19 protein-coding genes and 3 pseudogenes are annotated in these 24,981 nt (G+C 64.7%); 8 read left to right on the forward strand and 14 right to left on the reverse strand.

The window, feature by feature from the left end:
• The 7 genes and pseudogenes from WC739_RS14960 to WC739_RS14990 all read right to left on the reverse strand — a co-directional run.
• Positions 1-82, reverse strand: a pseudogene (locus WC739_RS14960) (addiction module antidote protein, HigA family); the annotation flags it as partial.
• 27 nt (positions 83-109) lie between these two features.
• Positions 110-387, reverse strand: a pseudogene (locus tag WC739_RS14965) (type II toxin-antitoxin system RelE/ParE family toxin).
• Positions 388-473: 86 nt separating this feature from the next.
• Positions 474-1,998 (reverse strand): annotated as a pseudogene (locus WC739_RS14970) (ABC-F family ATP-binding cassette domain-containing protein).
• Between the two features lie 299 nt (positions 1,999-2,297).
• On the reverse strand, positions 2,298-5,438 hold the full coding sequence (gene uvrB / locus WC739_RS14975) for an excinuclease ABC subunit UvrB (RefSeq protein ID WP_372953811.1): 3,141 nt from the start codon (positions 5,436-5,438) through the stop codon (positions 2,298-2,300).
• A gap of 141 nt (positions 5,439-5,579) precedes the next feature.
• On the reverse strand, positions 5,580-7,202 hold the full coding sequence (locus WC739_RS14980; RefSeq protein WP_372953812.1) for a tlde1 domain-containing protein: 1,623 nt from the start codon (positions 7,200-7,202) through the stop codon (positions 5,580-5,582).
• 584 nt (positions 7,203-7,786) lie between these two features.
• Positions 7,787-9,043, reverse strand: coding sequence for a hypothetical protein (locus WC739_RS14985; RefSeq protein WP_372953813.1), 1,257 nt, complete (start codon positions 9,041-9,043; stop codon positions 7,787-7,789).
• Between the two features lie 59 nt (positions 9,044-9,102).
• On the reverse strand, positions 9,103-11,574 hold the full coding sequence (locus WC739_RS14990) for a caspase family protein (protein WP_372953814.1): 2,472 nt from the start codon (positions 11,572-11,574) through the stop codon (positions 9,103-9,105).
• A 293-nt stretch (positions 11,575-11,867) separates the two neighbouring features.
• On the opposite strand from WC739_RS14990, the gene WC739_RS14995 reads away from it, so the two are divergent.
• Positions 11,868-12,947 carry a CapA family protein gene (locus WC739_RS14995; RefSeq protein ID WP_372953815.1) on the forward strand — a complete coding sequence of 360 codons (1,080 nt, stop codon included), beginning with the start codon at positions 11,868-11,870 and terminating at the stop codon, positions 12,945-12,947.
• A 36-nt stretch (positions 12,948-12,983) separates the two neighbouring features.
• Positions 12,984-13,973, forward strand: a complete 990-nt coding sequence (locus tag WC739_RS15000; RefSeq protein ID WP_372953816.1) for a hypothetical protein — start codon at positions 12,984-12,986, stop codon at positions 13,971-13,973.
• Positions 13,974-13,975: 2 nt separating this feature from the next.
• Here the strand turns inward: WC739_RS15000 and WC739_RS15005 are convergent, their stop codons facing one another.
• On the reverse strand, positions 13,976-14,464 hold the full coding sequence (locus WC739_RS15005) for a YegJ family protein (RefSeq protein ID WP_372953817.1): 489 nt from the start codon (positions 14,462-14,464) through the stop codon (positions 13,976-13,978).
• Positions 14,465-14,657: 193 nt separating this feature from the next.
• On the opposite strand from WC739_RS15005, the gene WC739_RS15010 reads away from it, so the two are divergent.
• Positions 14,658-15,065, forward strand: a complete 408-nt coding sequence (locus tag WC739_RS15010) for a VOC family protein (RefSeq protein ID WP_372953818.1) — start codon at positions 14,658-14,660, stop codon at positions 15,063-15,065.
• Positions 15,066-15,079: 14 nt separating this feature from the next.
• On the opposite strand, the gene WC739_RS15015 is transcribed toward WC739_RS15010, so the two are convergent.
• The gene (locus WC739_RS15015; RefSeq protein WP_372953819.1) at positions 15,080-15,601 is read right to left on the reverse strand and encodes a hypothetical protein; all 522 of its coding nucleotides are present in this window, start codon (positions 15,599-15,601) and stop codon (positions 15,080-15,082) included.
• Between the two features lie 852 nt (positions 15,602-16,453).
• Between WC739_RS15015 and WC739_RS15020 the strand changes: the two genes are divergently transcribed.
• A complete protein-coding gene (locus WC739_RS15020) occupies positions 16,454-17,392 on the forward strand; it encodes a diacylglycerol kinase family protein (RefSeq protein ID WP_372953820.1) in 939 nt (312 codons plus the stop codon).
• A gap of 92 nt (positions 17,393-17,484) precedes the next feature.
• Here WC739_RS15020 and WC739_RS15025 read toward each other — a convergent pair whose 3' ends face one another.
• Genes WC739_RS15025 through WC739_RS15035 form a run of 3 tightly spaced genes read right to left on the reverse strand, consistent with a single transcriptional unit; the run spans position 17,485 to position 21,226 of the window.
• On the reverse strand, positions 17,485-18,402 hold the full coding sequence (locus tag WC739_RS15025; protein WP_372953821.1) for an NAD(P)-dependent oxidoreductase: 918 nt from the start codon (positions 18,400-18,402) through the stop codon (positions 17,485-17,487).
• Positions 18,399-19,613, reverse strand: coding sequence for a mandelate racemase/muconate lactonizing enzyme family protein (locus tag WC739_RS15030; RefSeq protein WP_372953822.1), 1,215 nt, complete (start codon positions 19,611-19,613; stop codon positions 18,399-18,401). Before WC739_RS15030 ends, WC739_RS15025 begins: the two co-directional genes overlap by 4 nt.
• Positions 19,610-21,226 carry a GMC family oxidoreductase gene (locus WC739_RS15035; protein ID WP_372953823.1) on the reverse strand — a complete coding sequence of 539 codons (1,617 nt, stop codon included), beginning with the start codon at positions 21,224-21,226 and terminating at the stop codon, positions 19,610-19,612. The genes WC739_RS15030 and WC739_RS15035 overlap by 4 nt, the downstream gene beginning before the upstream one ends.
• Positions 21,227-21,452: 226 nt before the next feature.
• Here WC739_RS15035 and WC739_RS15040 point away from each other — a divergent pair, with 226 nt between their 5' ends.
• Together WC739_RS15040 and WC739_RS15045 are read left to right on the forward strand one after the other, a co-directional pair.
• A complete protein-coding gene (locus WC739_RS15040; RefSeq protein ID WP_371009014.1) occupies positions 21,453-21,848 on the forward strand; it encodes an acyl-CoA thioesterase in 396 nt (131 codons plus the stop codon).
• An 83-nt stretch (positions 21,849-21,931) separates the two neighbouring features.
• Positions 21,932-22,177, forward strand: a complete 246-nt coding sequence (locus tag WC739_RS15045) for a hypothetical protein (protein WP_372953824.1) — start codon at positions 21,932-21,934, stop codon at positions 22,175-22,177.
• 166 nt (positions 22,178-22,343) lie between these two features.
• Here WC739_RS15045 and WC739_RS15050 read toward each other — a convergent pair whose 3' ends face one another.
• Entirely contained in the window at positions 22,344-22,712 is a 369-nt protein-coding gene (locus WC739_RS15050; protein WP_224665692.1) for a helix-turn-helix domain-containing protein, read from the reverse strand.
• A gap of 104 nt (positions 22,713-22,816) precedes the next feature.
• On the opposite strand from WC739_RS15050, the gene WC739_RS15055 reads away from it, so the two are divergent.
• Positions 22,817-23,422, forward strand: a complete 606-nt coding sequence (locus WC739_RS15055; protein ID WP_372953825.1) for an NADPH-dependent FMN reductase — start codon at positions 22,817-22,819, stop codon at positions 23,420-23,422.
• Between the two features lie 203 nt (positions 23,423-23,625).
• Positions 23,626-24,552 carry a DMT family transporter gene (locus WC739_RS15060; protein WP_372953826.1) on the forward strand — a complete coding sequence of 309 codons (927 nt, stop codon included), beginning with the start codon at positions 23,626-23,628 and terminating at the stop codon, positions 24,550-24,552.
• Positions 24,553-24,565: 13 nt separating this feature from the next.
• On the opposite strand, the gene WC739_RS15065 is transcribed toward WC739_RS15060, so the two are convergent.
• Positions 24,566-24,981: transporter associated domain-containing protein (locus tag WC739_RS15065; RefSeq protein WP_372953827.1), on the reverse strand; the 416-nt coding region annotated here is incomplete at its 5' end.

Consider the following 24,981-nt stretch of genomic DNA (forward strand, 5'->3'; position numbering starts at 1 on the left):
TTGCCGGGATAATGTCCTCAAGCAGCGCCCCCGGGTGGGAGGGACAACGCTCGATCGGGCGCGTCGGCTCGTACACAGTCATAAGTCGAACTTCTCCAATCTGGCCACCTCAGTGATATTGCTCGAATCGACGCGGGCGGCATCTTTGCCATCGAATTCAAATGTAATGCACCACGGGCCGTTGACATGGACCGTGTAGCGGATGGGATCGAAGCCTTTCAGCGGGTGGAAGTCGAAGCCGGGAAGGTTCATCTCCTCCGGCTTCTCCGAAGCTTCCAGGCGATCAAGCCGGACAAAAATGCGCTTGTGCATCTTGGCGTCGATCTTGCCGGTCTTTCCGGTTTGATAGAGTTGCGCCAACGCCTTGTTCTTGAAGGACTTGATCATGGACATTTGTAAACATATTGCTTACACCAATCAAGGGGTGTAAGCAAATCATTTACGGGCCAATTGCGGATAACGGTCCTTCGCCTTCAACCACCCGCTTCGGTCACCTCGAGGAAAAAGCCCTCGGGATCCTCGACCTCGGTCAGCTTCCGCTTGTCGATCAGCCAGAAGCGGTTGCCGATGGCGCGGATGAAGGAGCGGTCGTGCGAGGCGAGCACGCAGCTTGCCTGATGCGCGAGCAATTCGGCTTCCAGGGCTTCCTGGCCATCGATGTCGAGGTGGTTGGTCGGCTCGTCGAGCAGGTAGAAATTGGGATTGGCGAGCCTCAGCGCCAGCATCATCAGCCGCGCCTTCTGGCCACCGGACAGCACGCCGATCTTCTTCTCCTGCATCTCGATGACCACGCCGGCGCCGGCCAGCAGCGAGCGGGCGCGCTGCTCGCCGACATCATAACGGCGCGAGATCATCGAGAGCGGCGTGTCGTCGCCGCTGATACCCGCCAGCGCCTGGTCGCTGTAACCGAGCACCGTCGACGGCGTTACCTTCACGTTCTGAACCGTGTCCGGCTAGAATGGCTTTGCGGATCAACGTGACGAAGCGCGACTTGCCGACGCCGTTGCGGCCAAGCAGCACGATGCGGTCGCCCTGGCAGATGTGGCGCTTGCCGGTCCTGAACAGCAACGTCCCGTCGGGCGTTTCCACCGCCGCGTCGTCGAGCGTGATCAGCACCTTGGCGTGCGTGCCGCGATTGGCGAGCTTGATGGCGCCCGCCGATTTTTCGCGATGGGCCGGGTTTGCCGCGTCTTCCAGTCTTTCCGCGCGTTCCCTGAGCTGCCTGGTCTTGACGGTGAGCAGGTCGCTGCCGGAGTTGATGCCGATGTTGTTGAGTTTGGCGGCCTGCTTTCGCAGCTGCTGGGCGACCTTCATGTCGCGCTCGAACTTGCGCGCCGTCGAGGCGTCGGCTTCGTCGAGGGCCTGTCTTGCGCGCGAGTAAGGCAGCGCGAACACCGGCGATTGTTCCGGCCGCAGGAACAGCGTGCGATTGGTGGCGGCGTCGAGGAAGGCGCGGTCATGGCTGGCGATGACGACCGGCACCTCGCGCGGCAAGGCGTTCAGCCAGGCTTCCAGCTGGGAGATGCGGGCAAGGTCGAGATGGTTGGTCGGCTCGTCGAGCAGCAGAACGTCGGGCTCGGTGACCCAGACGCGGGCGATCAGCGCCAGCCTCTGCCAGCCGCCGCTCAGCGCATGCATCGGCCGTTCGCGCATGGGCTCGGGCACGTCGAGCGAATCCAGCACCACGTCGACGCGCCATATCTCGCTGTCGGCCTGCTCGGGCGGCAGGGCATCGGCAACGAGCTGATGGAAGGTGCGGCCGAGAAGGGCAGGCGGGACCGACTGCTCGACATGGCCGACGCGAAGGCCGCGCATGCGGGTGATGTCGCCGGAGGACGGCTCCATCTCGCCGGTCAGGCATTTGAGCAGGGTCGACTTGCCGCGGCCATTGGCGGCGACGATGCCGAGCCGGTCGCCGCTGCCGATGGTGAGGTCGAGGTTGGAAAAGAGCGGCGCGCTCATGGTGACGCCGAGGGATTTGAGGCTAATCAGGGCCATTTTGATTTCTCTGGTCTTGCCGGATGCCGGCTCATGCACTTTGACGGTGCGCTTGCCGGCCATCAGGCTCGGTGTCGCGGCACCACGAAGGGCAGACCAAAAAATCGAAGCGGGTAAAACCCGGACCGTCCCTGGTCAGCCCTGCAAGCTGGCTCGCAGGGCTGAAATCGGGCCACGCTGACGATGGTGACGATAGAACGTGAACACGTGAGCCCTCCTTTCAAGACAAGACGTTCAGTTGCGGAGCGATTACACCAAAGTCTGGGGTGGAGGCAAGTGGATCGCCCACGTGGGAGGCACTACCGTCCCGGCCGCCCCGTCTTGCCAGGCCGGCGCTTTTCGCGGCGGGCGTCGCCCGGGTCCTTGTAAGAGCCGATGCCGGCGCGCTGGCGGACAATGGGTTTGGCGGGATCGCTGCTCTCCCTGGCGCCCGCTGGGGGCTGCGGCTTCGCCGGCACTTTGCCTTCGATGGGCTTTTCGGTGCGCCGCACCGTCATCTCGTCGAGCGAGTTCTTCTTGAACAGCGGTTTGACCGGCTCGCCGGGAACCCCGAAATCCGAGCCATGCGCCTCCTGCGCCGACTGCTTCTTGAACAGCGAGCGCGAGACGGCGCCGGCCGGTGTCGGCATGTCGGTGCCCGGCCCCATCGCGTCGAGGGAGGGCTTTGAAAACAGCGGCTTTTTCACCGGCATGGCGCCATCGGCACCCATCTCGTCAAGCGCCGGCTTGCGGAACAGGTTTGACCGGGCAGATCTTGCCGCCTCCTCGGCGGCGCGTGCATCATCCAGCTTGCGAAAACGCTCCTGTTCCTCGGCCGTACGGTGTTTGGCCACACCCTTGTTGTGCTTGCCCTTCTCGCGGCCGGAAACCGGGCTTTCCATGTCGGCATATTTGGCCAGCGGATCCTCGGAAATGGACAGCTCCATCTCGCGCAAGCGCTTGATCTCGTCGCGGATGCGCGCCGCCTTCTCGAAGTCGAGATTGGCGGCGGCGTCGCGCATCTGCTTTTCCATGGCATCGAGATGGGCCTTGAGGTTGTTGCCCATCATGGCGCCGGCGCTGTCGGTGAACTGCGAGATGTCGGCGCGGACGTGGTCCTTTTCGTAGACCGAATCGAGAATGTCGGAGATGCGCGACTTGACCGATTCCGGCGTGATGCCGTTGGCCGCGTTCCACTCCATCTGCTTTTCGCGGCGGCGGCTGGTTTCGGCCATCGCCCGCTCCATCGAGCCGGTGATCTGGTCCGCGTAGAGGATAACCTTGCCGTCGACATTGCGGGCGGCGCGGCCGATCGTCTGGATCAAGGAGGTTTCAGAGCGCAGGAAGCCTTCCTTGTCGGCGTCGAGAATGGCGACGAAGCCGCATTCGGGAATGTCGAGGCCCTCGCGCAAGAGGTTGATGCCGACCAGCACGTCGAAGGCTCCGAGACGCAGGTCGCGCAAGATCTCGATGCGCTCCAGCGTGTCGATGTCGGAGTGCATGTAGCGCACGCGCACGCCATGTTCGTGGAGGTATTCGGTCAGGTCCTCGGCCATGCGCTTGGTCAGCACCGTGACCAGCGTCCGGTAGCCGGCCTTTGTCGTCTCGCGGATTTCGCCGACGACGTCGTCGACCTGGCTCTTGGCCGGGCGCACCTCGACCGGAGGGTCGATCAGGCCGGTCGGTCGGATGACCTGCTCCGCGAAGACGCCGCCGGCCTGCTCCATTTCCCAGCCGCCCGGAGTTGCCGAAACGGCGACGGAGAGCGGGCGCATGGCGTCCCATTCCTCGAAGCGCAGCGGTCGGTTGTCCATGCAGGACGGCAAGCGGAAGCCGTATTCGGCCAGCGTTGCCTTGCGCCTGAAGTCGCCGCGATACATGCCGCCGATCTGCGGCACGGTGACGTGGCTCTCGTCGATGAAGACCAGCGCGTTGTCGGGAATGTATTCGAACAGGGTCGGCGGCGGATCGCCAGGCTGGCGGCCGGTCAGATAGCGCGAATAGTTCTCGATGCCGGCGCAGGAGCCGGTGGCTTCGAGCATCTCCAGATCGAACCGGCAGCGCTGTTCCAGCCGCTGCGCTTCCAGCAGGCGGCCGGCGCGTTCCAGTTCCACCAGCCGCTGCTTGAGCTCCTCCTTGATCGACTTGATCGCCTGGTTGAGGGTCGGGCGCGGCGTGACATAGTGTGAGTTGGCGTAGATCTTGACGCTTTTCAGTTCGCCGGTCTTCTGGCCTGTCAGCGGATCGAACTCGGTGATCGCCTCGATCTCGTCGCCGAACATCGAGATGCGCCAGGCGCGATCCTCAAGGTGGGCCGGAAAGATCTCGATCGTGTCGCCCCGCACGCGGAACGAGCCGCGGACGAAATTGATGTCCTGGCGCTTGTATTGCTGGGCGACGAGGTCTGCGAGCAGGGCGCGCTGGTCGAGCCGGTCGCCGATCTGCATCTGGAAGGTCATCGCCGTATAGGTCTCGACCGAACCGATACCGTAGATGCAGGACACCGAGGCGACGATGATGACGTCGTCGCGCTCGAGCAGCGAGCGCGTCGCCGAGTGGCGCATGCGGTCGATCTGCTCGTTGATGGAAGATTCCTTCTCGATGAAGGTGTCGGTGCGCGGGACGTAGGCTTCCGGCTGGTAATAATCGTAGTAGGAGACGAAATACTCGACGGCGTTTTCAGGGAAGAATTTCTTGAACTCGGAATAGAGCTGCGCCGCCAGCGTCTTGTTCGGCGCAAGGATGAGGGCGGGACGCTGCGTCTCCTCGATCACCTTGGCCATGGTGAAGGTCTTGCCCGAACCGGTGACGCCGAGCAGCACCTGGGTGCGGTCATTGTTGGCGACGCCTTCGACAAGGTCCTTGATCGCGGTCGGCTGGTCGCCGGCCGGCTCGAAGTCCGACACCATCTTGATGGCGATGCCGCCTTCGGATTTTTCCGGCCGGGCAGGGCGGTGCGGCGTCCACAGCACACCGTCCTTGTGCAGCGGATTGCCGGATTCGATCAGCGCAGACAGGGCCGCGACAGTGGCGGTGACGCTGCCGGACGCCATCGTCTCCGCGTCTTCCAGAGAGATGTCGAGACCGGCCACGGGATTGAGCCCGGCGGCGGTGCGCTCCCTGGCTGACGCCGCCCCACCCATCGAGGTGCCGCGCGAACTGCGGCCGGGCGAGCTTGAGCGCTCGGGAATCTTCTTCGACGGCTTCGGCGACTTGCCGGCGTCGCCCTTGCCGGCAAGGCGACCTTCCTTTTCGGCTTCCTGCTCGATCTGCTCGGCCCAATCCGCGATCGAACCGGTCAACGCCGTGCCCGTCAGGTCTTGCTGCGGCATCTCGGCGAAGCCGCCCCTCTGGAGCGGTTCCGAGGCATCCATGAAATCGGTCAGCGGGCTGCGCCGCTTCGGCGCGGCGCGGTCGTCATTCGCCGTCGGCGGCGTCTTTTTGTCGGAGGATCTGGCCATGCCCAGAATATGGGAGGTCTTGGCCGAAATGGGAAGAGTGCATCCGACAGGGGCGGACAGGACACCACGGCTCCTGACAGCAGGTTGTCAGGAGCTGGTGGTTGGCCAGAGGAGGGAGATGCGGCCGAATGCGCGTTGGCGTTAAACGCCCCTGGCGGCGGATGCGACCTGCACCGGGGATCCGTTCAGGCGTGGCACGACGACCAGGCGCTTGATCTTGCCCTTCTTGTAGGCCGCGAGGAAGCGCGCATAGTCCTTGAAGGCGACGCAGCCGCTGGATTGGCCGTAGCGCCCGCGAAGCAGGTAGGTATGGGCGAGGAAGCCGTCGCGATTGTACTTGTTGCGGCCATCGACCGGGGTCAGGCGCAACGCCTCGACACCGTGGAAGCGCTGCTCGCGCAGCGACAGGTTGTAGGTGTTGGGCGGCGTCGGCCCACGGTTCTTCTGGTCGACATAGCGCGGCTGGTCCGTCATGGCGCCGATGCCCGAATGCGCCTCGAGCCTCTCGCCGTCCGGCATGTACACCATGCCGGCGCTGATGTCGTAGACAGCAACGCCGTTGCCGGCCCCCGTCTTGGCGTTCGGTGAATTGAACAGGTTCTTGAAGGCCTGGCCGAGGCCCCCGGCGGGAACGTCGGGCCTGGCATAGGCCAACACGTCGCCGCCATCGGCGGGCCGGCCCTGGCGGGCCGGTTTTGCCGGCTTGCTGGCCTGCTGGACCGACCTTGAATTCTGGCCGGGCTTGCCCTGCTGCGCCGGCCTTACCTGTTCGGCGGCCTTGGGCTCCTGGACGACCGTCGGCTGTCGCGGGGCGTCGAATTGCGGGCGGCGGGTCGGCAGCGGCACGTCGTCGGTCAGCGCGTCAGGCAAGGAGGCGGCATCGCCGGGCTTTTCCTGCAGGGTGTCGACGGGCGACACCGCGACATCGGCCGGGGATTCGGCCATCGGCATGGGCGAGGCGAACGCCTCGTCTTCGACCGGTAGCGACTGGGCGAGAGCCAGTGCCAGTTGCGAGCCGCTCGGCGTCTCCGACTGGGCAAAGCCCATAGGTTGCGGCGCGGTCTGGACGACGACGGAGCCGGTATCGGCGCGGGCGAAGCGTTCCGCCGCCGGAGCCGGAATGTCATCCGACAGGCTGGCCACCACAGTGGCGGACGGCACCAGGGATGCCTGGGCGACTTGCGACGCGACGCTGGAAATCACGGGAAGGGCATTGGCGACGGCTGGCTTTCCGGCATCGGCAAAGACAGCGGCAAGCCGGCTTGGCGACAGCGACGCTTCGATACGTTCGAAGCGCTCCTGCGATTTCGACTTTGCGACCGTCGGGGCAACCGTCGGCTTCGCCTGCGCCACGAGGCGCGCGGATTTTTCGGCCTGGGGGCTCACCCTGGCCAGCTTGAAGCAGCTGGCGCCGCATTGAACGGCACGGTCGTGCAGCGCCTGCGCGCCGCCATGGGCATTGGCCATCACGAACGGTGCCGAGAATCCGAGGAGATGCTGCTTGAGCGGATCGGCCAAGGCCATCGAACCCGGCATGGGAAGGCTCTGCGGCATGCCTGCCGACGTCGCCGACAGCGAGGCGCCGACGGAGCTGAGCCCGGCCATGGTGCCGATGAGCCACAGGCCAACGGCAGCGCCGACGCCGGGAACCGCGACCCAGCGGACGATCCGTTGCGGGGTGAAGGAAGGGGAGCGTTGCGCGTCGGCGTGCTCGCCGCTCTCGCGTTGGTCCCAGGTTATTTTGTGTTTACGCGACAAAGCCATGCAACCAATCTTGCTCCAACCGGTTATCCCCGTACGCGGCCTTCTTGGCCGCGACGACCATTCTGCGAGTGATCCCAGGTGGTGTCCGACGCGTTTGCCGCGTCTGTCCTTGGTTGCCGATTGTTTCAAAATATGGACAAAGTTGGTTAACCAATCCCTCTCAAAACCAACAGAGAGACGTGGACTTGACGGCAAAGAGGCTTGTCCACGATCACGCAAGCGATAATAAAGCCCGTCCGAGACCGTTTTGCTGCCTGTTTTTGACATCCAAGTCAAGCAAAACGGCCTGAGACAAATTTTCAGAATTCGAGCAATCGGCCCCACCCGCCGCGCCGCTCGCCGCTCTACTGGGGCCGGGAAGCGCCATGGACTGGGCAAAATTGTTGCCCGTTTGCCAAAAAGTCCTCACCAGAACGGCCGTGCCTGACGGCCGGTGCCTCTTTCTTGGAGACGGTGCGACTTGATATCGCGGCCTTACAAGACGGCGGGCATCGATCCGGTCGAACTTGCCAGCGCAGCAGCCTCTCTGGCCGATTCGCGCCATCTCTCTCGCGCTGAGGCGAGGACCCGAGTTCTGCCGGCCCTCAGTTGAACCACAATGCGAATGTGAGGAACCCGCCGCCGCCGAACTGACGCTGGATCCGGTCGAAGTCCTCGCTGGTCAGGATCCTGCCGCTTTCCAGATAGGGCGCGATTCCCGGGCCGGTGATCGACAGCACGAGATCGAAGGTCTTCGGTTCGTCGAAGAAGCGCTTCATGTTGATGCCCTTGGCGGTGAGGCGGAAGTGCGGCAGCAGGGCGCGGCCCTCGAGCAGGTCCTCGGCCATGGCCAAGGTGTCGTGCCAGGCCTGCACCTGCTCCTCGCCGACTTCGAGCCCGGTCAGTGGGTTCTGGCCTTTCTGTTGCGGGCCGGGCAGCCATTCGCGGTCATTGTCGGTCTCGGCGCGGATTGCCTTCCAGTCCTCGCGCGACAGCCGGATCATGTCCAGCAGTTCCTGGCGCGCGGCCTTGCGGCGGTCCGGCTCGACGACCGGCCAGTTGATGAGATGCACCATCGAGATGAAATCGGCGATGCGCCATTCCGAGGAGAAGATGTCGCCGCCCATCTCGCCAGGCGGCGGCACGAGAATATCCTGCAACGGCAGTTTGGCGCGGGGGAACAGCATGTGGAAGGAGCCGTCGAATGTGCTCCTGAAATCGTGCGCCAGCCAGAAATCGGCCTGCGCCATGAGGAATTCGGCATAGCCCTGCAGCCAGTAGCCGTCGGCGCGGTCGAAGCGGAAGGTGAGCGAGGGCGCGGCATCGCCCTGCGAGACGCTGCCGCGCGACAGAGCGGCCATGATCGCCGCGATGCTTTCATCGGGCGCGATGGTGCCGTCCTCGTTGAGGTCGATGCCGACATGGGTGAGGTCGATGACCATGCCGATATCGGCATCGGCAGGCACCGATCCCAGCGTCGTGGCGGATTTTTCCAGCCGGTCGCGGAAGCCCACCAATATGGCGCGGAACTCCTCGTAGGTCAGCGGCTCGGGGGTGGGATTGAGCGGTACCGGCAACTGCATCAGCGGCAGCATGAAGGATCGCGGGCTTTCGAAACCATGCCGGTGCAAGCCGCTGGCCAGCAGCTCGAGTGCCGTGAAGAACTCGCCGGCGCCGGCGGCATAGGCCGATGCCGGATCCTTCGGCGCGGCCGCCTCCAGCGTCGACAGGGCGCTGTCGCGCGCGGCGACGGTTTTCGCCTCGAACAAGGCGGTTGCCGCTTCGGGCATGGCGGCCTGCGCGGACGAGAGCGGCACGAGCAGAATGAAGCTGGACGCCAGCAGGCTCGAAAGTCGGTTCATCGTGGTCTCCGGTTTGCCGTTCCATCGCGATCATAAACACAATCCGCAGTGCGCGCCCGTCACTTCAGCGCGGCCAGCGCCTTGTCGATTTCGGCCATCTGTTCCTGGAAGTAGCCATCATATTGGGGATAGCCGGCGTCGTGATAGAACGACCAGGCCAGTTGCATCCGCTGCCTGGCATCGCCGAGCAGCCGGGCATCGTTGTTCTTGCGGCCGAGGATCAGCAGGCCGGAGCCGACCCCGCCTTGCAGCGATGCCCATTGCAGCGGCGCGCTCTCCTTCGTCCACTCCTTCAGGGCGTCGTTGTAGGAGGCGAGGCCCGCCTGGATCGTCGCGTCATTGCCCGTCCGCTCGCCGGTGAGGACGAGGGTGCGGCCGAGATTGTTGTGCGCGGTCGCCCAGCTGAACGGCTCGCGGTCGCGGGTCCATTCTTCCAAGGCATTGTTGTAGGCATCGGCCGCCTGCGTCAGGCTTTGCGTGCCTTGCTCGCGCTGGCCGATGGACAGCATGGCATTGGCCAAATTGTTCTGTTCTGTCGCCCATAGCAGCGGTACGCGCTCGCGGGTGTTTTCGGTGAGCGCGGCGTTGTAGGCAGTCACGGCCTGCCGCAGCAGGTCGCTGCCGTCGAGCCGGTCGCCGATCGCCCACAGCGCGCTGCCGAGGCCATCCTGCGCGGCGGCCCATGACAAGGGATCGAGGTCGCGGGTGAGCGTGGTCAGGACATCCTGATAGGCGTCGACCGCCTGATGCAGTCTCTCCTGGTCGTTGCCGCGAAGGCCGATCCAGGCAATCGCATCGGCCTCGCCCTTGCGCGCCAAGGCCCATTTGAGCGGCTGTTCTCGCCGCGAAATCACTTCCAGGGCGGCGTTGAAAGCCGTCGCGGCCTGCTCATATTGCTCCGGCCCGCTCTTGCGCGTGCCGAGCAATATCAGCGCCGTGCCGAGATTGGACTGGGCCTCCGCCCACAGCGCGGGGTCGACCTGCTTGATGCCGCTCGAAACGATGTTGGAGAAGACGCCGACGGCCTGTTCCAGTGAAGCGGAGTCGCTCTGGCGCTGCCCATACATATACATCGCCAGGCCGTAATCGTTCTGGGTCATGATCAATTGCGGGGTCAGGCGATCCTGGGGAAGCAGCCTGGCGGCTTCGGCGAAGGTTCGCATCGCGACCTGCAATGCCTTGTTGTCGCCGCGAAACGTGCCGTAGGCGCGGATGGCGTTGGCTTGCGCCAGCTTGTAGTGCCAGGCGAGGCCGGCGTCCCATTTCCGGACCTGTTCATACGCCTTGCGGTAGTCATCGGCGGCCTTCATTGGCTGGAAGGCAAGGAAATAGGTGTCGCCGCTGCGGCTATAGACCTCGGCGAATTCGATGCGCCTTGCCTTCACGTCGGCCTCGGCCTGGTCGACGGTCCTGGACAGTTGCGCGACGCGCGCCTTGGCCTGTTGCTGGAACTGGACAGCTGCTGTCAGGGCACCATCGGCGATCGCCTTTTCGGCGAGATCCGACAGGCGCACGATGTCCGCGTCCGTGCTTTTCAGCGCCTGCCTTTCGCTGATGATCGTCTTGAGATGCTCGGTCTGGCCGCGCAACAGCCTATCCAGTTCACGCGGGTCGCTCGGCATATCGGTGCCCAGCGCGGCGAGCAGACCATAAAGCGTCCCCAGCGGAACAGCTTCCGAGGTTGCCGCTGCCTCCACCAGGCGGCGCGTGTCGGCGGGGGTCGTGGCAATGGTCAGCAGCAGCTTGCGATGCTCGCCGCGAATCTCGGCCTCGTCGCCGCCTGCCGGTTCCGGTGATAGGCCGAAATAGAGCAGCCGGCGCAGACTGGCATTGGTCCAGGGCCGTTGACGGCCGCCGGTCTGGACGTAGACTTCCTCGGCGACCATCGTCATGACGTCGCCGAAGGCGAAGCCGCCGGCGGCGAGATGCTTCAGCAGCGCGGCGGCATAGGGGCTGTTGCCGCCGGCATCACCATCGAGCGCGGCGTGGCCGGGTTCGGCGGCGAAGCCGACCACCTCGCCCAGGCTGCGTGACGCATCCGCGGCGTCGGCGAGGGGGACGGCCCCCCGTGTCAGGTCGAGCCCGGCGGCGGCCACCGGGACCGGACCGGAGGCGGTGGTGATCGTCGCACCGGCCGGAAACGGATTGGTGCGGCAGGCATCGAGCAGCACGATGGCGATGGGAACCTTGGCTTTCAGTTCGGCCAGCAGGCCAGACAAGGGGACAAGATCCTTGCCGGCATTGGCCAGCGACGACGGATCGGCACTGACCGGCACCAGATAGTTCTCTCCGCCGGCCTCGATGCCATGTCCCGAATAATAGAGCAGCGCCACATCGGCGCCGGCGGCATCCTCGACGAAGCGCTGGAGGGCGCGGTCGAGCCTGGCCTTGTCGCCATCGGTGACGGACGTGACGTCGAAGCCAAGTTCGCCGAGCAGGCGGTCGACGGCGCGGGCGTCGTTGGCCGGGTTGGGCAGGGCGGTCAGATGCTCATAGCGAGATTCGCCGATCACCAGCGCCACGCCTCGCATCGGTTTCGCCTCATCGGCCGAGGCCGGGCCTGTGTGGAAAAACAGGGCGAGGCAAAGGGCCAGCAATAACGCCGCGCATGGGCTCCCCCGATGCCTGCCGACCATCCTCATCGTCCGCCCGAAAAAACCAAACCCGGCCCATCCTAGAGCGACGACCGTGGCGGCTCAATGGCAGGGTCGCCGTGCCGCGACGAATGTCGGCGAGTTTAGGCTACCCGTGCAGCGATTGTGGGCGGAATGCGCTTCAACGCGTCCGGTAGAGGGTCTACACAGGGCAAACGATTGGGCATTGCGTGTCGAACTATCCGCTCTCCTACAAACTCTCCTGGCTGCCGCGTTTCCTGAAGCCGTCGCTTGGCGGCGATGCCAGCGGGTTCGCCCCGGCATCCGGGACGCTGATGAATCCGGCACCGGGACAGACCGTGCGGCTGGCCTTCTTCGGTGACATATCGGCGGTGGCCAACAGCAGCGCGCCGGATTGCGATCCGGCGATCAGGGCGCTGCTTGGCACCGCCGACCTGGTGATCGGCAATTGCGAGAGCCCTGTGGTGGACAGGCCGAGCGCCGTGCTTGGCACCAAGCTCGGCACGCATCACGCGATGAGCGAGCGCTTTCTGGCCGAGGCGCTGGCGGCGGCCGGCATCGAACGCGAAAAACTCGTGCTGTCGCTGGCCAACAATCACGTGCTGGACCAGGGAATCGCCGGTTTCGACGAGACCGTGGCGGCGCTGAAGCGGCTCGGCATCCGCACCATTGGTCTGGATGCCGGTGGTCCGGTGCGGGCTGTGCAGGTCGGGCCGCTGACGATCGGTCTTGCCGCATTCACCTTGTGGCGCAACGCCGATGCGGACCAGTTCGCCGGCCGTGTTTCGATGGACAGTGATCCGACCCGCTGGCCGCGCCATGGTTTCGATCTTCTCTGCGCCGTGCCGCATTGGGACTGGGAGTTCCGCCACTTTCCGCGCTCCGACACACGGGCGCTGGCGAAGCAATTGGCCGGGCAGGGCGTCGGGCTGATTGCCGGTCATCACGCGCATGTCGTGCAGCCCGTGGAGCGGATCGGCGCAACGGTCGTCGCCTATGGGCTCGGCGATTTCCTCGGTACCGCGCTTGCCAGGCAGCCATGGCCGGGGCGGATCGGTGAGATCTTCGTCGTCGACGTCAGCGCCGATGAGGGAACATTTGGAGCGATCGCGTCCTACCGGCTGCATCCGTTCATGCGGCTGCGGGAACGCGATCACGAGCGGCTGGTGCCGGTGGAAAGTTTGGAGGGCCGCATGCGCGAAAAGGTGGTCGGGCGGCTGAGTGCGGTTTTTCCTTCTCCCGCAAGGGGGAGAAGGGAAGATCCTTCTCCGCTGGCGACTCTCTCCTGAAACCAGCTATCATGGGCACGGTCGGGCTGACGGGGGATGGCGGTGGAAGCAGCGGATTTCATGCCTGATGAAGCGGTGACCGCCGGCATCCGGAAAGACATCGAGCGCTACGAGGCGGCGCGGGCTTCGGCGGTGCGGCGGGTGCGCTGGCGGGTGCCGCTGTTCGTCGGGCTGGTGCTGGTGGCGGTTGGCCTCATCGCCTGGCTGTTCAACACGGTCGCCGATCCCAACGAGCAATGGTTCTCGACGCCGCATGTGTTCCTCTATGTCCTCGGCTTCGCCGCTTCGATCCTGCTCTATTTCCAGGCGAGAAGGCCGGCGACGCGGATGCAGCAATCGTTCCGTCAAACGCTGCTGCCGATCATCTTCGGCTTCATCCGGGACATGCGCTACCAGCATGGCGGCAGGCCGAATTCCTTCGATCGGCTGCCGCGCGAGGCGGTCGGACCCTTCAACCGGCAGTCGTTCGACGATGTCGTTTCGGGCCGCTACGAAGAATTCTCTTTCGAGCTCTACGAAGCCGAATTGCGCGAGGGGGCGGGCAAGGGCTCAACGAGGGCGTTCAAGGGCGTGGTCGTTGCTTTCGAGGCCATGGAGCCGTTTCCGGGGATCCTGGTGGCGACGCGTCGTACCAACGCGGTGATGGGGTTTTTCCGCGGCATGTTCGCCAGCAAGATGCAGGAATTGTCGTCGGGCATGCCCGAACTCGACGCGGCTTACGAATTCCGCAGCGACAATGTGGAGGCGGCGCGGCCGCTGGTGACAGGGCGGCTGGCGCAAGCGCTGCAATGGCTGGGCGAAACCTGGCCGGACGATCCGGCCCGGGTCGCGCTCAACGGCGGCGACGGTTTCCTGCTGCTGCCGCAGACGAAGAATTTCTTCGAGCTGCCGGATATTTCGGTGCCGCTCGATTACGGCAGGCATGTCGCGCCGATGATCTCGGACATGGGGGCGATGCTGGCGACGGCGGCGCTGGTGCGCAAGATCGGGGCGAAGGACGAGGCGGGCCGGTCCGGCCGGGCATAGGATCAACAATCGTAACCCTGGCGCGAAACGTCGGCTTCTTCCTTCGACATTCTCCCGAACATCACGCAGACAGTGAAGCTGCCGACCTGCCGCCCGTCGCGCCTGTATCCCCAGTCGGAAATATCGTCCCTGGTGAATTCGATGTTCTGGCCGAAGACGACATTGCGCACTGCTTCCGGCTCGTTCGCCAATATGCCGACGAAGCCGGTTTCGGTACGCCGGAACGGAATGACCCAGAAGTGCTCGCGGATTTCCCCGTCGCGTATCTCGACCTTCAATTTGAACCTGTCCGTTCCCGCGGGTGGCGCTTCGGCCAAGGCCAGGAATCCATCCAGGCTGGCACGGGCCTTCGCTATCGCTAACGCCATTTCGGGATCGTCCCTGGCAAACGCGATCGTCTTGTCGTCGTCCGGATCCGTGGCTTGCGCCCCGGCCAATCCCGGCGCAAACGCCAGCATCAGGGATATCGTGGCCCGGACCGCAAGCTTCATGGAAGGCTCCCCTCTTCGCACTGGTCCATCATCCTGCATCCATTTTCGATTTGCAACCCATGCGTGTGAATGGTTGTGGGGCGGATGCCGCCGGAGGGTTGCTGTCTTGGCCACGCTATTGGTTTGACATGACGCAATCCGTTGCTGGTCTGAACCGGCTACATGCCGACAATGATTTGAAAGGAGAACAGTCGTGATCGACCATATGGGCTTCCGCCCCAAGGAGATTGAAAGCTCGCGGCGGTTCTATGATGCCGCGCTTAAGCCGCTAGGGGTCGCCAATGTGATGGAAGTGACGTCCGAACAGACCGGCGGCTATCACGGCGTCGGCTACGGAAAGGACCGGAAACCGTTCTTCTGGCTGTCCAGTGACAGCCGCCTCGCCGTCCCGGAGGCTCCAGTCGGGATGGGCCTGCATATCGCGTTCGAGGCCGAAAGCCGGGCAGCGGTGGACGGCTTCTACGCCGCGGCGATGGCGCATGGCGGACGTGACAACGGTCCGCCTGGCATCAGGCCTCACTATCACCCGGCCTATTACGCCGCCTTCGTGATCGATCCGGACGGGGTCAATGTCGAGGCCGTCTGTCACAAGCCGGCGTGACGAGCGGGCCGGGCCTACAGCTTGCCTGGCATCAGGCCGGCCAGCCAGTTCACGGAGCGTCTGGCGGCGTCGGCGGTCGCGGATGCGGCGCGGCCGAGATCGGTCTTGACCAGGGCGTAACCGTTCCTGGTCCGATAGAGGACGCCGGTTCCGCCGTCGACCACCTGTTCATAGGCGACGGGCCGGGCGGCTTCCGCTTCCATGGCTGTCGTCGGCGATCCGACGGGGACGCTCGGCCGGTGGCTCAATTCCGGAGGCAACGGGCTTTCGACCTCGACCACCCGGCTGGCGGGCTTGAGTTCAGGGCCAGACGCGGTCGCGGCCAGGTGCGCGGTGGAGGACGATCCCTTCGCGCGGCAGATGCCCGACACCAGCGGATAATCGAAATTGCGCTGGTGCAGCATCTGGCTTTTCATCGCCGCTTCGCATTCGGCGATGCTCGACCACTTGGCCGGCGTTTCGCCAATATACTCGCAGAGCTTGGCGTCGCAGTCGCAGCCGACGATGGTCATGGCGACAAGGGCTGTCTTGATCACGGTCCTGTCCCTTCGAGATGCCTCCCGGCAACTGAGCCATTCCATCGCGCGCGAACAAGGCGGGATTTGGCCCCGATTGTGGAATGAGCGTGGCTGAGCGCCGAGACAGCGGTTCTTTGGGCCGCCTGACCGGAAAACCTCAATAGTCAAACGGGCCCTGACGCTGGGATACTAACCGATTTTGGCGCTCGGTGAAGCGGCGCGTGAAAGATCGCGGCAAAGCACTTCCAGGGTCCAAAACGACAGTCGGCGCCGGGATTTCTCCCAGCGCCTCCCTGTCAGATCAGGACACGGTCGCGGCAGCAACTTCCGTAAAGTCGTCGCGCCATGCCGGCCTCGATTTTGACGGTCCTGCAAGTCCGCCACCCGAGAGCAGCGTCCGTTCGGGACCTCGCCGGTCTCCACCCTTGCGGGCTTTGCCCTGCGGCCATCGAAGATCTTTGCCGTCCTTCATGGCAGCATCGGTCCGCCGTCGGCGTTGGCACGCTTTCCGCGGCCCCGTAGATCTCGGCTTCCGTTTCTCGAACAGGCAAGCCTGCTCTCGCTTCGGGCCGTACGGGCCTCAGGAAATCCGCCTTTCACTTCGCCTTTCGGCTTGATGATCGGTAGCCGCCTGAGATGGGTTGAACTTACGGCGGGTAAGTGTTTTGGGGAATGGCGTCGGGCCTGTGGATAGCGGGATTATCGGGGACCGTTGGCCGAAAACCCCAAACTTCAGCGCCGGCTGCCTTGGACAGCGTATCCCGCTTTTGGTGCACCGACCGACAGCGCCCCTTGCTCCGCCGACGGTCGCAGGCTTCAATGCCGGCAAACGATCGAGCCGCATGCTTGGCGCGCCGGGGAGGGCAGGTCTTGAAGGTCGGGGTGGTACTCAATCCAATTGCCGGTGGCGGCCGGCTGAAGCGCCAATGGCCCGAGGTTGCCGCCTCACTGAAAAGGCACTTCGGCGGTTTCGAGCTGCGCGAGACGCAAGCCGAGGGCGATGCCGAGAGGCTGGCGCTCGACCTTGCCGCCAGCGGCTTCGATCTGGTCATCGCGGCCGGCGGCGACGGCACCGCAAGCGAGGTGGCCGACGGGCTGCTGCAAGCCTTCCAGGAGAGCGGCAAGACGACCGAACTCGGCCTGCTTCCCTGCGGCACCGGCATCGATTTCGCGCGCGGGCTGGGCCTGCCGAAGGAGGTGGACGCGGTGCTCGGGCGGATCGCCGAGGCCAAGGGGCGCAAGGTCGACGCCGGGCGCATCTGCTACATTGACGACCATGGCGCGCTGGCCAGCCGCCACTTCATCAACATCGCCAGTCTCGGCCTCTCGGGCGCGACGGACCGCGCGGTCAATGCCGACAAGCGCAAGGGCAAGATGTCGGCCAAGGCGCTGTTCCTGTGGCGCACCGTGGTCGAGTTCATCCGCTACCGCTTTCAGGATGTGCGCATCACCGTCGACGACGGCACGCCGGTCGAGGCGCGCATGGCGCTGGTGGCGGTGGCCAACGGCAAATTCTTCGGCGGGGGCATGATGATCGCGCCCGACGCCGAACTGACCGACGGCCAGTTCGACATCGTCATCCTGCGCGCGGCGAGCAAGCTGAAACTGATCTGGGACATCCGCCTGCTCTATGGCGGACGGCACCGCAACCATCCGGCCATCACCATCCTGCGCGGCAAGAAAGTGGTTGTCGAACCGATGGGCGATGTCGAGAAGAACGGCGCGCTCGTCGACATAGACGGCGAGTCGCCCGGGCGCATACCCGCGACCTTCGAGATCCTGCCCGGCGCACTGACGCTGAGATATTGAATCAAGACGTTGCCGCCCTGATTCAAGTCGTTGCGAACATGAATCCGGCTATCGATTTAAGGTCCTGGATTTGCTACGGTTTTCACGGCTGGTCAGATTTCCAGCTTGGCCGGGAAACCTGGGGCGCGCAGGTCGGTGCCAACGGAATCCTCGAGAAGTCTGACGATCTGGGTCGACCAGGCGCTACCGCCATAGGCTTCCTTGCCCTGCTCGAAAATCGCGTGAACGCGTGATGCCAGGTCGAGCGGCACGCCGAAATCCTTGCCCATGCCCAAGGCGAAGCCGAGGTCCTTCAGCGCCAGGTCCATGGTGAAGCCGATGTCGTAGGAGCCGTTGAGGACGAGCTGGCTTTCGGTCTCGTGGACGAAGCTGTTGCCGGAGGAGGCGACGATGGCGTGGTAACTCTGGGCGAGATCGAGCCCGCCCTGCTTGGCCAGCATCAGCGCCTCGCCCGCGGCGACAAGGTGGATGAAGGCCAGCATGTTGGTGATCACCTTGATCACCGCCGCCGAGCCGATCAGGCCCATCAGGAACGACTTCGCGCACATCGCTTCGATGGCAGGGCGATGACGCTCGTAGAGCGCCGCATCGCCACCGACCAGCGCGGTGATCTTGCCGACCGCCGCCAGGTGAACGCCGCCGGTGACCGGGCATTCCAGCGTCTCGACGCCCTTGGCCGAGGCGAGGGCGGCAAGGCGGATGATCTCGTCGCGGCCGTTGGTCGACATCTCGATCCAGGTGCCGCCCTTCGGCAGTCCTTCGAGCAATCCACCGGGACCGGCCAGCACCGCTTCGCTGACTTTCGGCGAGGGCAGGCAGGTAATGGCATTGCCCGCTCCGGCGGCTGCCTCGGCCGGGCTGCTCGCCGCGGTGGCGCCGAGCGCCACGAGGCGCGCGACAGCGGTGGGATCGCGGTCGAAGACGGTGACGGCAAAGCCGTTGCGCAGCAGGCTGGCGGCAAGGTTGCCGCCGAGATGGCCGAGGCCGATAAAGGCGTAGCTTTCGCTCATGGCATCAACGGCGTCTGCATCATCTGCAGATGCAAATCCTTGCCGGTGTAGGGATGCGCATCGCAGACCGCCTCGTCGAGCTCGACGCCCAAGCCCGGCTCCTTCGAGGGAATGACGTTGCCGTCCTGCCATTCGATCTTCTTCTTGAGCAGCGTCGCGTGGAAACCGTCCCACTGCTTCAGCGATTCCAGGATCAGGAAATTGGGCAGCGTCACCGCCAGCTGGATGTTGGCGGCGCCGACGATCGGCCCGCAATAGCAATGCGGCGCGATCTGGATGTGATAGGCCTCGGCCATGGCAGCGATCTTCTTGGTTTCCAGGATGCCGCCGGAGCGGCCGAGGTCCGGCTGCAGGATGGTCGCGGCGCGGTTCTCGATGACCCGGGCGAATTCGAATTTGGTCGTCAGCCGCTCGCCGGTGGCGATCGGTATCGAGGTGCCGCGGGCGACCTGCGCCATCACTTCGGGCATGTCCGGCGGCACCGGCTCCTCGAACCACAGGGGATCATAAGGCTCGATGGCGCGCGCCAGGCGCAGCGCGCCGGACGCGGTGAACTGGCCATGGGTGCCGAACAAAATGTCGGCGCGGGTGCCGACGGCCTGGCGGATGGCCTTGACCATGCGGGTGGAGACATCGATGTCGACGAGGCGCGGCTGGTGGCCATCGAAAGCGGTGTAGGGGCCGGCCGGGTCGAGCTTGACGGCGTTGAACCCCTGCTCGACATATTCGAGCGCGCAGGCCGCCGCGAGCTCCGGGTCGTTGTAGACGTTCCTGCCGTCAGGCGCGTCCTCGGAATGGACACTGCCAGTGTGGGGATAGAGGTAGGTGTAGGAGCGCAGCGTTTCGTGCACCTGGCCGCCAAGCAGCTTGTAGACCGGCTTGTTGGCTTCCTTGCCGATGATGTCCCAGCACGCCATTTCCAGCGCCGAGAAACAGCCCATGCCGGAAACGTCGGGGCGCTGGGTGAAGCCGGAGGAATAGGCGCGGCGGAAGAAATTCTCGATATCGTGCGGATCGCGGCCGACCAGATAGCGCTCGGCCATGTCCTCGACCATCCTGGCGGTGACATGGGCGGAGAAGGTGGCGTTGTAGGCCTCGCCATAACCGACCACGCCGCCATCGGTGGTGAGCTTGACGAAGATGAAATACTTGCCGCCGATGCCGGGGGGCGGGTTGCCGACAACCCAGGTCTTGACGTCGGTGATCTTCATTTATGGTCCTCCAGAACCAGTTCCGCGCCCTTCCAACCGGTCATGATCGAAGCGGCGTTGGTGTTGCCGGTGATGTTGTCGGGAAAGATCGAGGCGTCGATGACGCGGAGGCCCTGGAGGCCGTGCGCCTTCAGGCGCGGATCGACGACGGCGCGCGCGGGATCTGGCCCCATGCGGCAGGTCGAGACCGGGTGATAGACGGTGCCCGAGCGCTTCCTGAAATCGGCGATCAGGTCGGCGTCGGAGGTCACCCGCGGGCCTGGCAGCACCTCTTCCTCGATAATCTCGGCCATCGCTGGCATGGAGGCGATCTTGCGCACGAACTTCACCGCGTCGAGCATCTCGGCGACGTCGGCCTCCGTCGAATAGGCATTGGCCGTTATCCTGGGATAGTCGCGCGGATTGCTGGACCGGATCATGATCTCGCCACGGCTCGACGGGCGGCAGTTGGACAGGCCGATGGAGAAACCCGGCCATGGGTCTGGCGTCAGGATCGGTCGCTCGCCGCTCTTCGGGATGACTGTGGAAAAGGCCTGGAAATAGAGCTGCATGTTGGGCCGCGCCGCGGCCGGGTCGGTGCGGAAGAAGCCGCCGGCATTGTTCATCGAAAGCGACAGCGGGCCGGAGCGCATGAGGATATATTGCATGCCGACCAGCAGCTTACCCCACCAGGGGCGCAGGGTCTGGTTGAGTGTCGGCAGCCTGCCCTTGAATGTGTAGTTGATGCCGACATGATCCTGCAGATGCGCGCCGACATTCTCGTTGGCATGGACGACCGGGATGCCGAGACCGCCGAGCAGCGCCGCCGGGCCGACGCCCGAAAGCTGCAACAGCTGCGGCGAGTTGACCGAACCCCCAGACAGGATGATTTCGCGGCCGGCGCGCGCCGTCTTCGTCTCGCCGTTTTGCTGATACTCTATGCCGACCGCGCGCTTGCCCTCGAACAGGATGCGGGTGGCCAGCGCGTTCATCTCGACGCGGACATTGGCGCGCTTCATCGCCGGGCGCAGGAAGGCGCGCGCCGCGGACATGCGGCGGCCGTTCCTGGTCGAGATCTGGTAGACGCCGACGCCCTCCTGGGCCGCGCCGTTGAAGTCGGGGTTGAGCGGCAGGCCGGCCTGCTGGGCCGCAGCGAGATAGCGCCGGGTCAGCGGGTGGACGGCGTCCGAGCAGTCGGTGACGTGCAGCGGACCGCCCACGCCGCGCCACGCGTCGGCGCCGGCCTGGTTGTCCTCGAGTGCCTTGAAGGCGGGCAGGACGTCCTCGTACCCCCAGCCCGTGTTGCCGGCCGCCGCCCAGGCGTCGAAATCCTCGCGCGCGCCCCTTATCCAGACCATGGCGTTGATCGAGCTCGAGCCGCCAAGCAGCTTGCCGCGCGGCCAGTGATCGACATTGCCCGCCAGGCCAGGATCCGGCTCTGCCTTGTAGTTCCAGTTCACCGCCGGATCGAAGAAGGTCTTGCCGTAGCCGAGCGGCATCTGCACGTAGAAGCGGCGGTCGGTGCCGCCCGCCTCCAGCACCAGCACCGAAAAACGCCCGGAGGCGGACAGCCTGTCGGCGAGCACGGAGCCCGCCGAACCGGAACCGACGATGATGAAATCATAGGTCTGCATGATGGTTATGAGCGGCTCCGGAAATCAGCCGCCAGCCTAGACGGGGCTGGCTCGCTAAGTCGCCGCGCCTTCCGGCATCGGTTGTGAAAAATGCGACCGACCGGCGCGTTCAGCGAAAATGCCACAACGAGAGCGACATCGAATCCGAGCAGGCTCGAGCATTGCGTTGACCCGTCCTCGCCATGGCGCTACGGGATCGGGGCAATCTCTCTCCAAGGATTTCGACATGGTGCACTATGCCGAAGGACGACCGCTTGGCGATCTGACGCTACGCACGCTGGCCATGCCTTCCGACGCCAATGCGGCGGGCGACATCTTTGGCGGTTGGGTGATGGCGCAGATGGACCTTGCCTGCGGCATCAGGGCGGCCGAACGCGCCAAGGGCCGCGTCGTCACGGCCGCGGTCAAGGAGATGTCGTTCGCCAAGGCGATGAAGATCGGCGACACATTGTGCATCTACACCCATGTCGAACGCGTCGGCCGCACCTCGATGACGCTCAAGGTCGAGGCCTGGGCGCAGCGCTACCTCTCCGATCTCATGGAGAAGGTGACACATGCCGATTTCGTCATGGTGGCGCTGGACGGCGAGGGCAAGCCGAAGCCGGTTCCGGCCGAGAGCTGACAAGACCGCTTCTCCCAATCTCAGGTCTTTCGGCCCGGCAATTGTAACATCGCCCGTGCGGGCGATGCACCGCGCGACATTCAATGGTTGCCTCCACGCCCGATCTTGTCGGCTACGGGGGAAAGACGATGCGTCAATACATGCTGAACGGCTGGCTCGTGGCTGCCATGCTTGCCTTGGTATGCCTGCTCGGCCTCACCGCTTATGCGGAAGTCAGGGAAGCCCCACCGCGCATCGCTTGCGTGCATGGCAGTCCGGATGTCGGGAAGCCGGCCGCGAAAATCACGGTCGGCGCAGCGACTTGCCAGGGGATGGCGCAAAGAGCCTGAACGGCCGCCTTGGCCCATAATAGCTTCGGTCGAGACAGTGTGAACGCTGATCGACCTCAAGCACTACAAGACAGGGTGCAGAGCCTCGTTCGACAAAAACGCGTTCGCTTGCGGTCAGACGATACCGTTGGCAGCGACACGCCGTTTTCCTTGCGATGCAAGGGCTTCAGGCATGCATGTCATCGAATTTTTCGCGCGCTTCCCGCACGCGTTGCGTGTTCCTGCGCGCCCATTCGCCAAGGGCGCTGACCGGGACCAGCAATTCGTGGCCGAGTTCGGTCAGCTCATAGTCAACGCGTGGCGGGATGGTCGGGAACACGGTGCGGATAACGAAGCCGTCGCGCTCCAGCCCGCGCAAGGTCGTGGTCAGCATCTTCTGCGAGATGCCGCCGACGGCAGCGCGCAATTCGTTGAAGCGCAGGGGGCCGCCGCCAAGCTTGCCGACCACCAGCACGGTCCATTTGTCGCCGACGCGCTGCAGGATTTCCGAAACGGCGCGGCAGTCTTCGGTGTTGTGCGGGTGCCTCAGTAACAAAACGGTGCCTCCTTGCGTCCGGAGTTGACAGTATCTCATATAGCGCCGGTATCCAAACGATACCAGCATCAGCCGTCACGGATCGCTTACCAGGAGAGTCCCCCATGTCAAAACCCAAGATCGCCATCGTCGTCGGTTCGACCCGCGCCGCGCGCTTTGCCGACGTGCCAACCGAGTGGATCGCCAAGATTGCCAAATCGCATGCCGATATCGATGTCGACATCGTCGACCTGCGTGATTTCCCGTTGCCGTTCTTTGACGAGGTCGCATCCTCGGCCTGGGTGCCGTCGACGAATGAGGTGGCGCTGCGCTGGCAGAAGAAGGTGGCCGAATATGACGGCTTCATCTTCACCGCCGCCGAATACAACCACGCGCCAACGGCCGTTTTGAAGAACGCCTTCGACTACGCCGCCAATGAATGGAACAAGAAGCCGGCCGGCTTTGTCGGCTATGGCAGCGTCGGCGGCGCGCGCGCGGTCGAGCAGCTTCGCATGATTGCCGTTGAATTGCAGATGGCGCCGGTCAAGTCGGCCGTTCACATCGCCTGGGGCGATTTCCTCGCCGTTCGCCAGGGCGAGAAGAAGCTCGAGGAGATGGAGCATTTGAACCAGGCCGCCACGGCGCTGATCAACGACGTCGCCTGGTGGGCGAAGGCGCTCAAGACCGCGCGCAAGGCCGACGCGCTCAGCGAGGAAATCAAGGCGGCCTGAACCGGCCCGAGTATCGTCCTCCCAAGGGATGCGGGGCGGCGCTTGCGCCGCCCTTTTTCATGGCTGCGCCCCCCGACGCGCGGGAGTTTCCATGCCGGACACTAGGGGCTCGCTTGCCGCGAAGACTGTTGGACCCCCACATGGCCAGCTCTGCCATCTGGCCCAGCCGCTTGCCCTGCTATATCCGGGCTGCAACCCGCCGTATGAGTAAATCCGTGAAGTCACCGAACCGTGCAGGCGCCGTTTCCCCGATGGTCCCGGTGCTGGTCTGCGCGCTCGGCATCCTGATATTGTCGGCAATGGACGCCGCGATGAAGACGCTGGTTATCGCCGCCGGCGTCTACAACACCCTGCTGTGGCGCAGCGCGCTGGCGGCTGTCTGCGCCGGCGCGGGCTGGTCCGCAGGGCCGCGCTCGCGTCCCACCCTCGCCGTGCTGAAACTGCATGCGCTGCGCGCCGTGGTCGCCGGCATTGTCCTGCTGTCCTTCTTCTGGGGCCTAGCCAGGCTGCCGCTGGCGGAGGCGATCGGACTGAGTTTCGTCGCGCCGCTGATTGCCCTCTTGCTCGCCGCCGTGCTGCTGGGCGAACGCATACAGCGTCAAGCGATCTGGGCGTCCATCGCCGGTATTGCCGGCGTCGTAATCATCGTGGGCGGCCAGTTCGGGCATGGTGGCCATTCTGGGGACGCCATGCTCGGCACGGTGGCGGTGCTCGCGTCGACGGTGTTCTACGCCTACAATCTGATCCTTGCGCGGCAACAGGCGCAAGTGGCCAAGCCGATCGAGATCATGCTGTTCCAGAACCTGTGCGTGGCGATCATGCTCGGTCTCGCGGCGCCCTGGTTCGCCATTGTCCTGCCGAGCGGCCTCTGGCTCTTACTGGCCGGTGTGACGGTGCTCTCACTTGCCGGCCAGTTCCTGATGAGCTGGGCCTACGCCCGGGCCGAAGCGCAATATCTGATCCCGACCGAATATTCGGCGTTCATCTGGGCGATCGCGCTCGGGTGGTTCTTCTTCGACGAGGCCGTGACCTGGACGACGCTGGCGGGGGCAGGGCTGATCGTGGCCAGTTGCCTGATCGCGGCGCGCTCGAACCCGAAACTCGCCGAACCGATCGAAGCCGCGATGTGAGGTGCCTTTGGAGTCAGCGCACCGGCTCGCGGTGAGCGCTGGGCAGCCGGGTGGCGATCAGCTTGTCGATGCGGCGGCCGTCGAGGTCGACGACCTCGAAGCGCCAGCCCTGCGCGTCGACGCATTCGCCGGTGGCAGGCAGATGATGCATGTGCGACAGGACGTAGCCGGCGACGGTCTCGTAATCGCGGTTTTCCGGCAGGTCGATGCCGAGCGTATCGGCCATCTCGTCGGCCTGCATGTAGCCGGCGAGCAGCCATGAGCCATCTTCACGCTTGACGGCATTCTCCTCGTCGCCGGCGTCGGTGTCCGCCCTGAAGACTCCGGTGATGGCTTCCAGGATATCGGCGGGCGTGACGATGCCTTCGAAATGGCCATATTCATCATGCACCAGTGCCATCGGCACGTCGGATTCCTTCAGCTTCTGCA

Source organism: Mesorhizobium sp. (assembly GCF_041661565.1).
GTDB lineage: Bacteria > Pseudomonadota > Alphaproteobacteria > Rhizobiales > Rhizobiaceae > Mesorhizobium.

Excerpts from the sequence above, each read along its gene's own strand:
- WC739_RS15035 (WP_372953823.1), bottom strand. The coding sequence starts at position 21,226 with ATGCAGACCTATGATTTCATCATCGTCGGTTCCGGTTCGGCGGGCTCC.
- WC739_RS15060 (WP_372953826.1), top strand. The coding sequence starts at position 23,626 with ATGAGTAAATCCGTGAAGTCACCGAACCGTGCAGGCGCCGTTTCCCCG.
- WC739_RS15045 (WP_372953824.1), top strand. The coding sequence starts at position 21,932 with ATGGTTGCCTCCACGCCCGATCTTGTCGGCTACGGGGGAAAGACGATG.
- WC739_RS15030 (WP_372953822.1), bottom strand. The coding sequence starts at position 19,613 with ATGAAGATCACCGACGTCAAGACCTGGGTTGTCGGCAACCCGCCCCCC.
- WC739_RS15055 (WP_372953825.1), top strand. The coding sequence starts at position 22,817 with ATGTCAAAACCCAAGATCGCCATCGTCGTCGGTTCGACCCGCGCCGCG.
- WC739_RS14980 (WP_372953812.1), bottom strand. The coding sequence starts at position 7,202 with ATGGCTTTGTCGCGTAAACACAAAATAACCTGGGACCAACGCGAGAGC.
- WC739_RS15025 (WP_372953821.1), bottom strand. The coding sequence starts at position 18,402 with ATGAGCGAAAGCTACGCCTTTATCGGCCTCGGCCATCTCGGCGGCAAC.
- WC739_RS15040 (WP_371009014.1), top strand. The coding sequence starts at position 21,453 with ATGGTGCACTATGCCGAAGGACGACCGCTTGGCGATCTGACGCTACGC.
- WC739_RS15005 (WP_372953817.1), bottom strand. The coding sequence starts at position 14,464 with ATGAAGCTTGCGGTCCGGGCCACGATATCCCTGATGCTGGCGTTTGCG.
- uvrB (WP_372953811.1), bottom strand. The coding sequence starts at position 5,438 with ATGGCCAGATCCTCCGACAAAAAGACGCCGCCGACGGCGAATGACGAC.
- WC739_RS14985 (WP_372953813.1), bottom strand. The coding sequence starts at position 9,043 with ATGAACCGACTTTCGAGCCTGCTGGCGTCCAGCTTCATTCTGCTCGTG.
- WC739_RS15000 (WP_372953816.1), top strand. The coding sequence starts at position 12,984 with ATGGCGGTGGAAGCAGCGGATTTCATGCCTGATGAAGCGGTGACCGCC.
- WC739_RS14990 (WP_372953814.1), bottom strand. The coding sequence starts at position 11,574 with ATGCGAGGCGTGGCGCTGGTGATCGGCGAATCTCGCTATGAGCATCTG.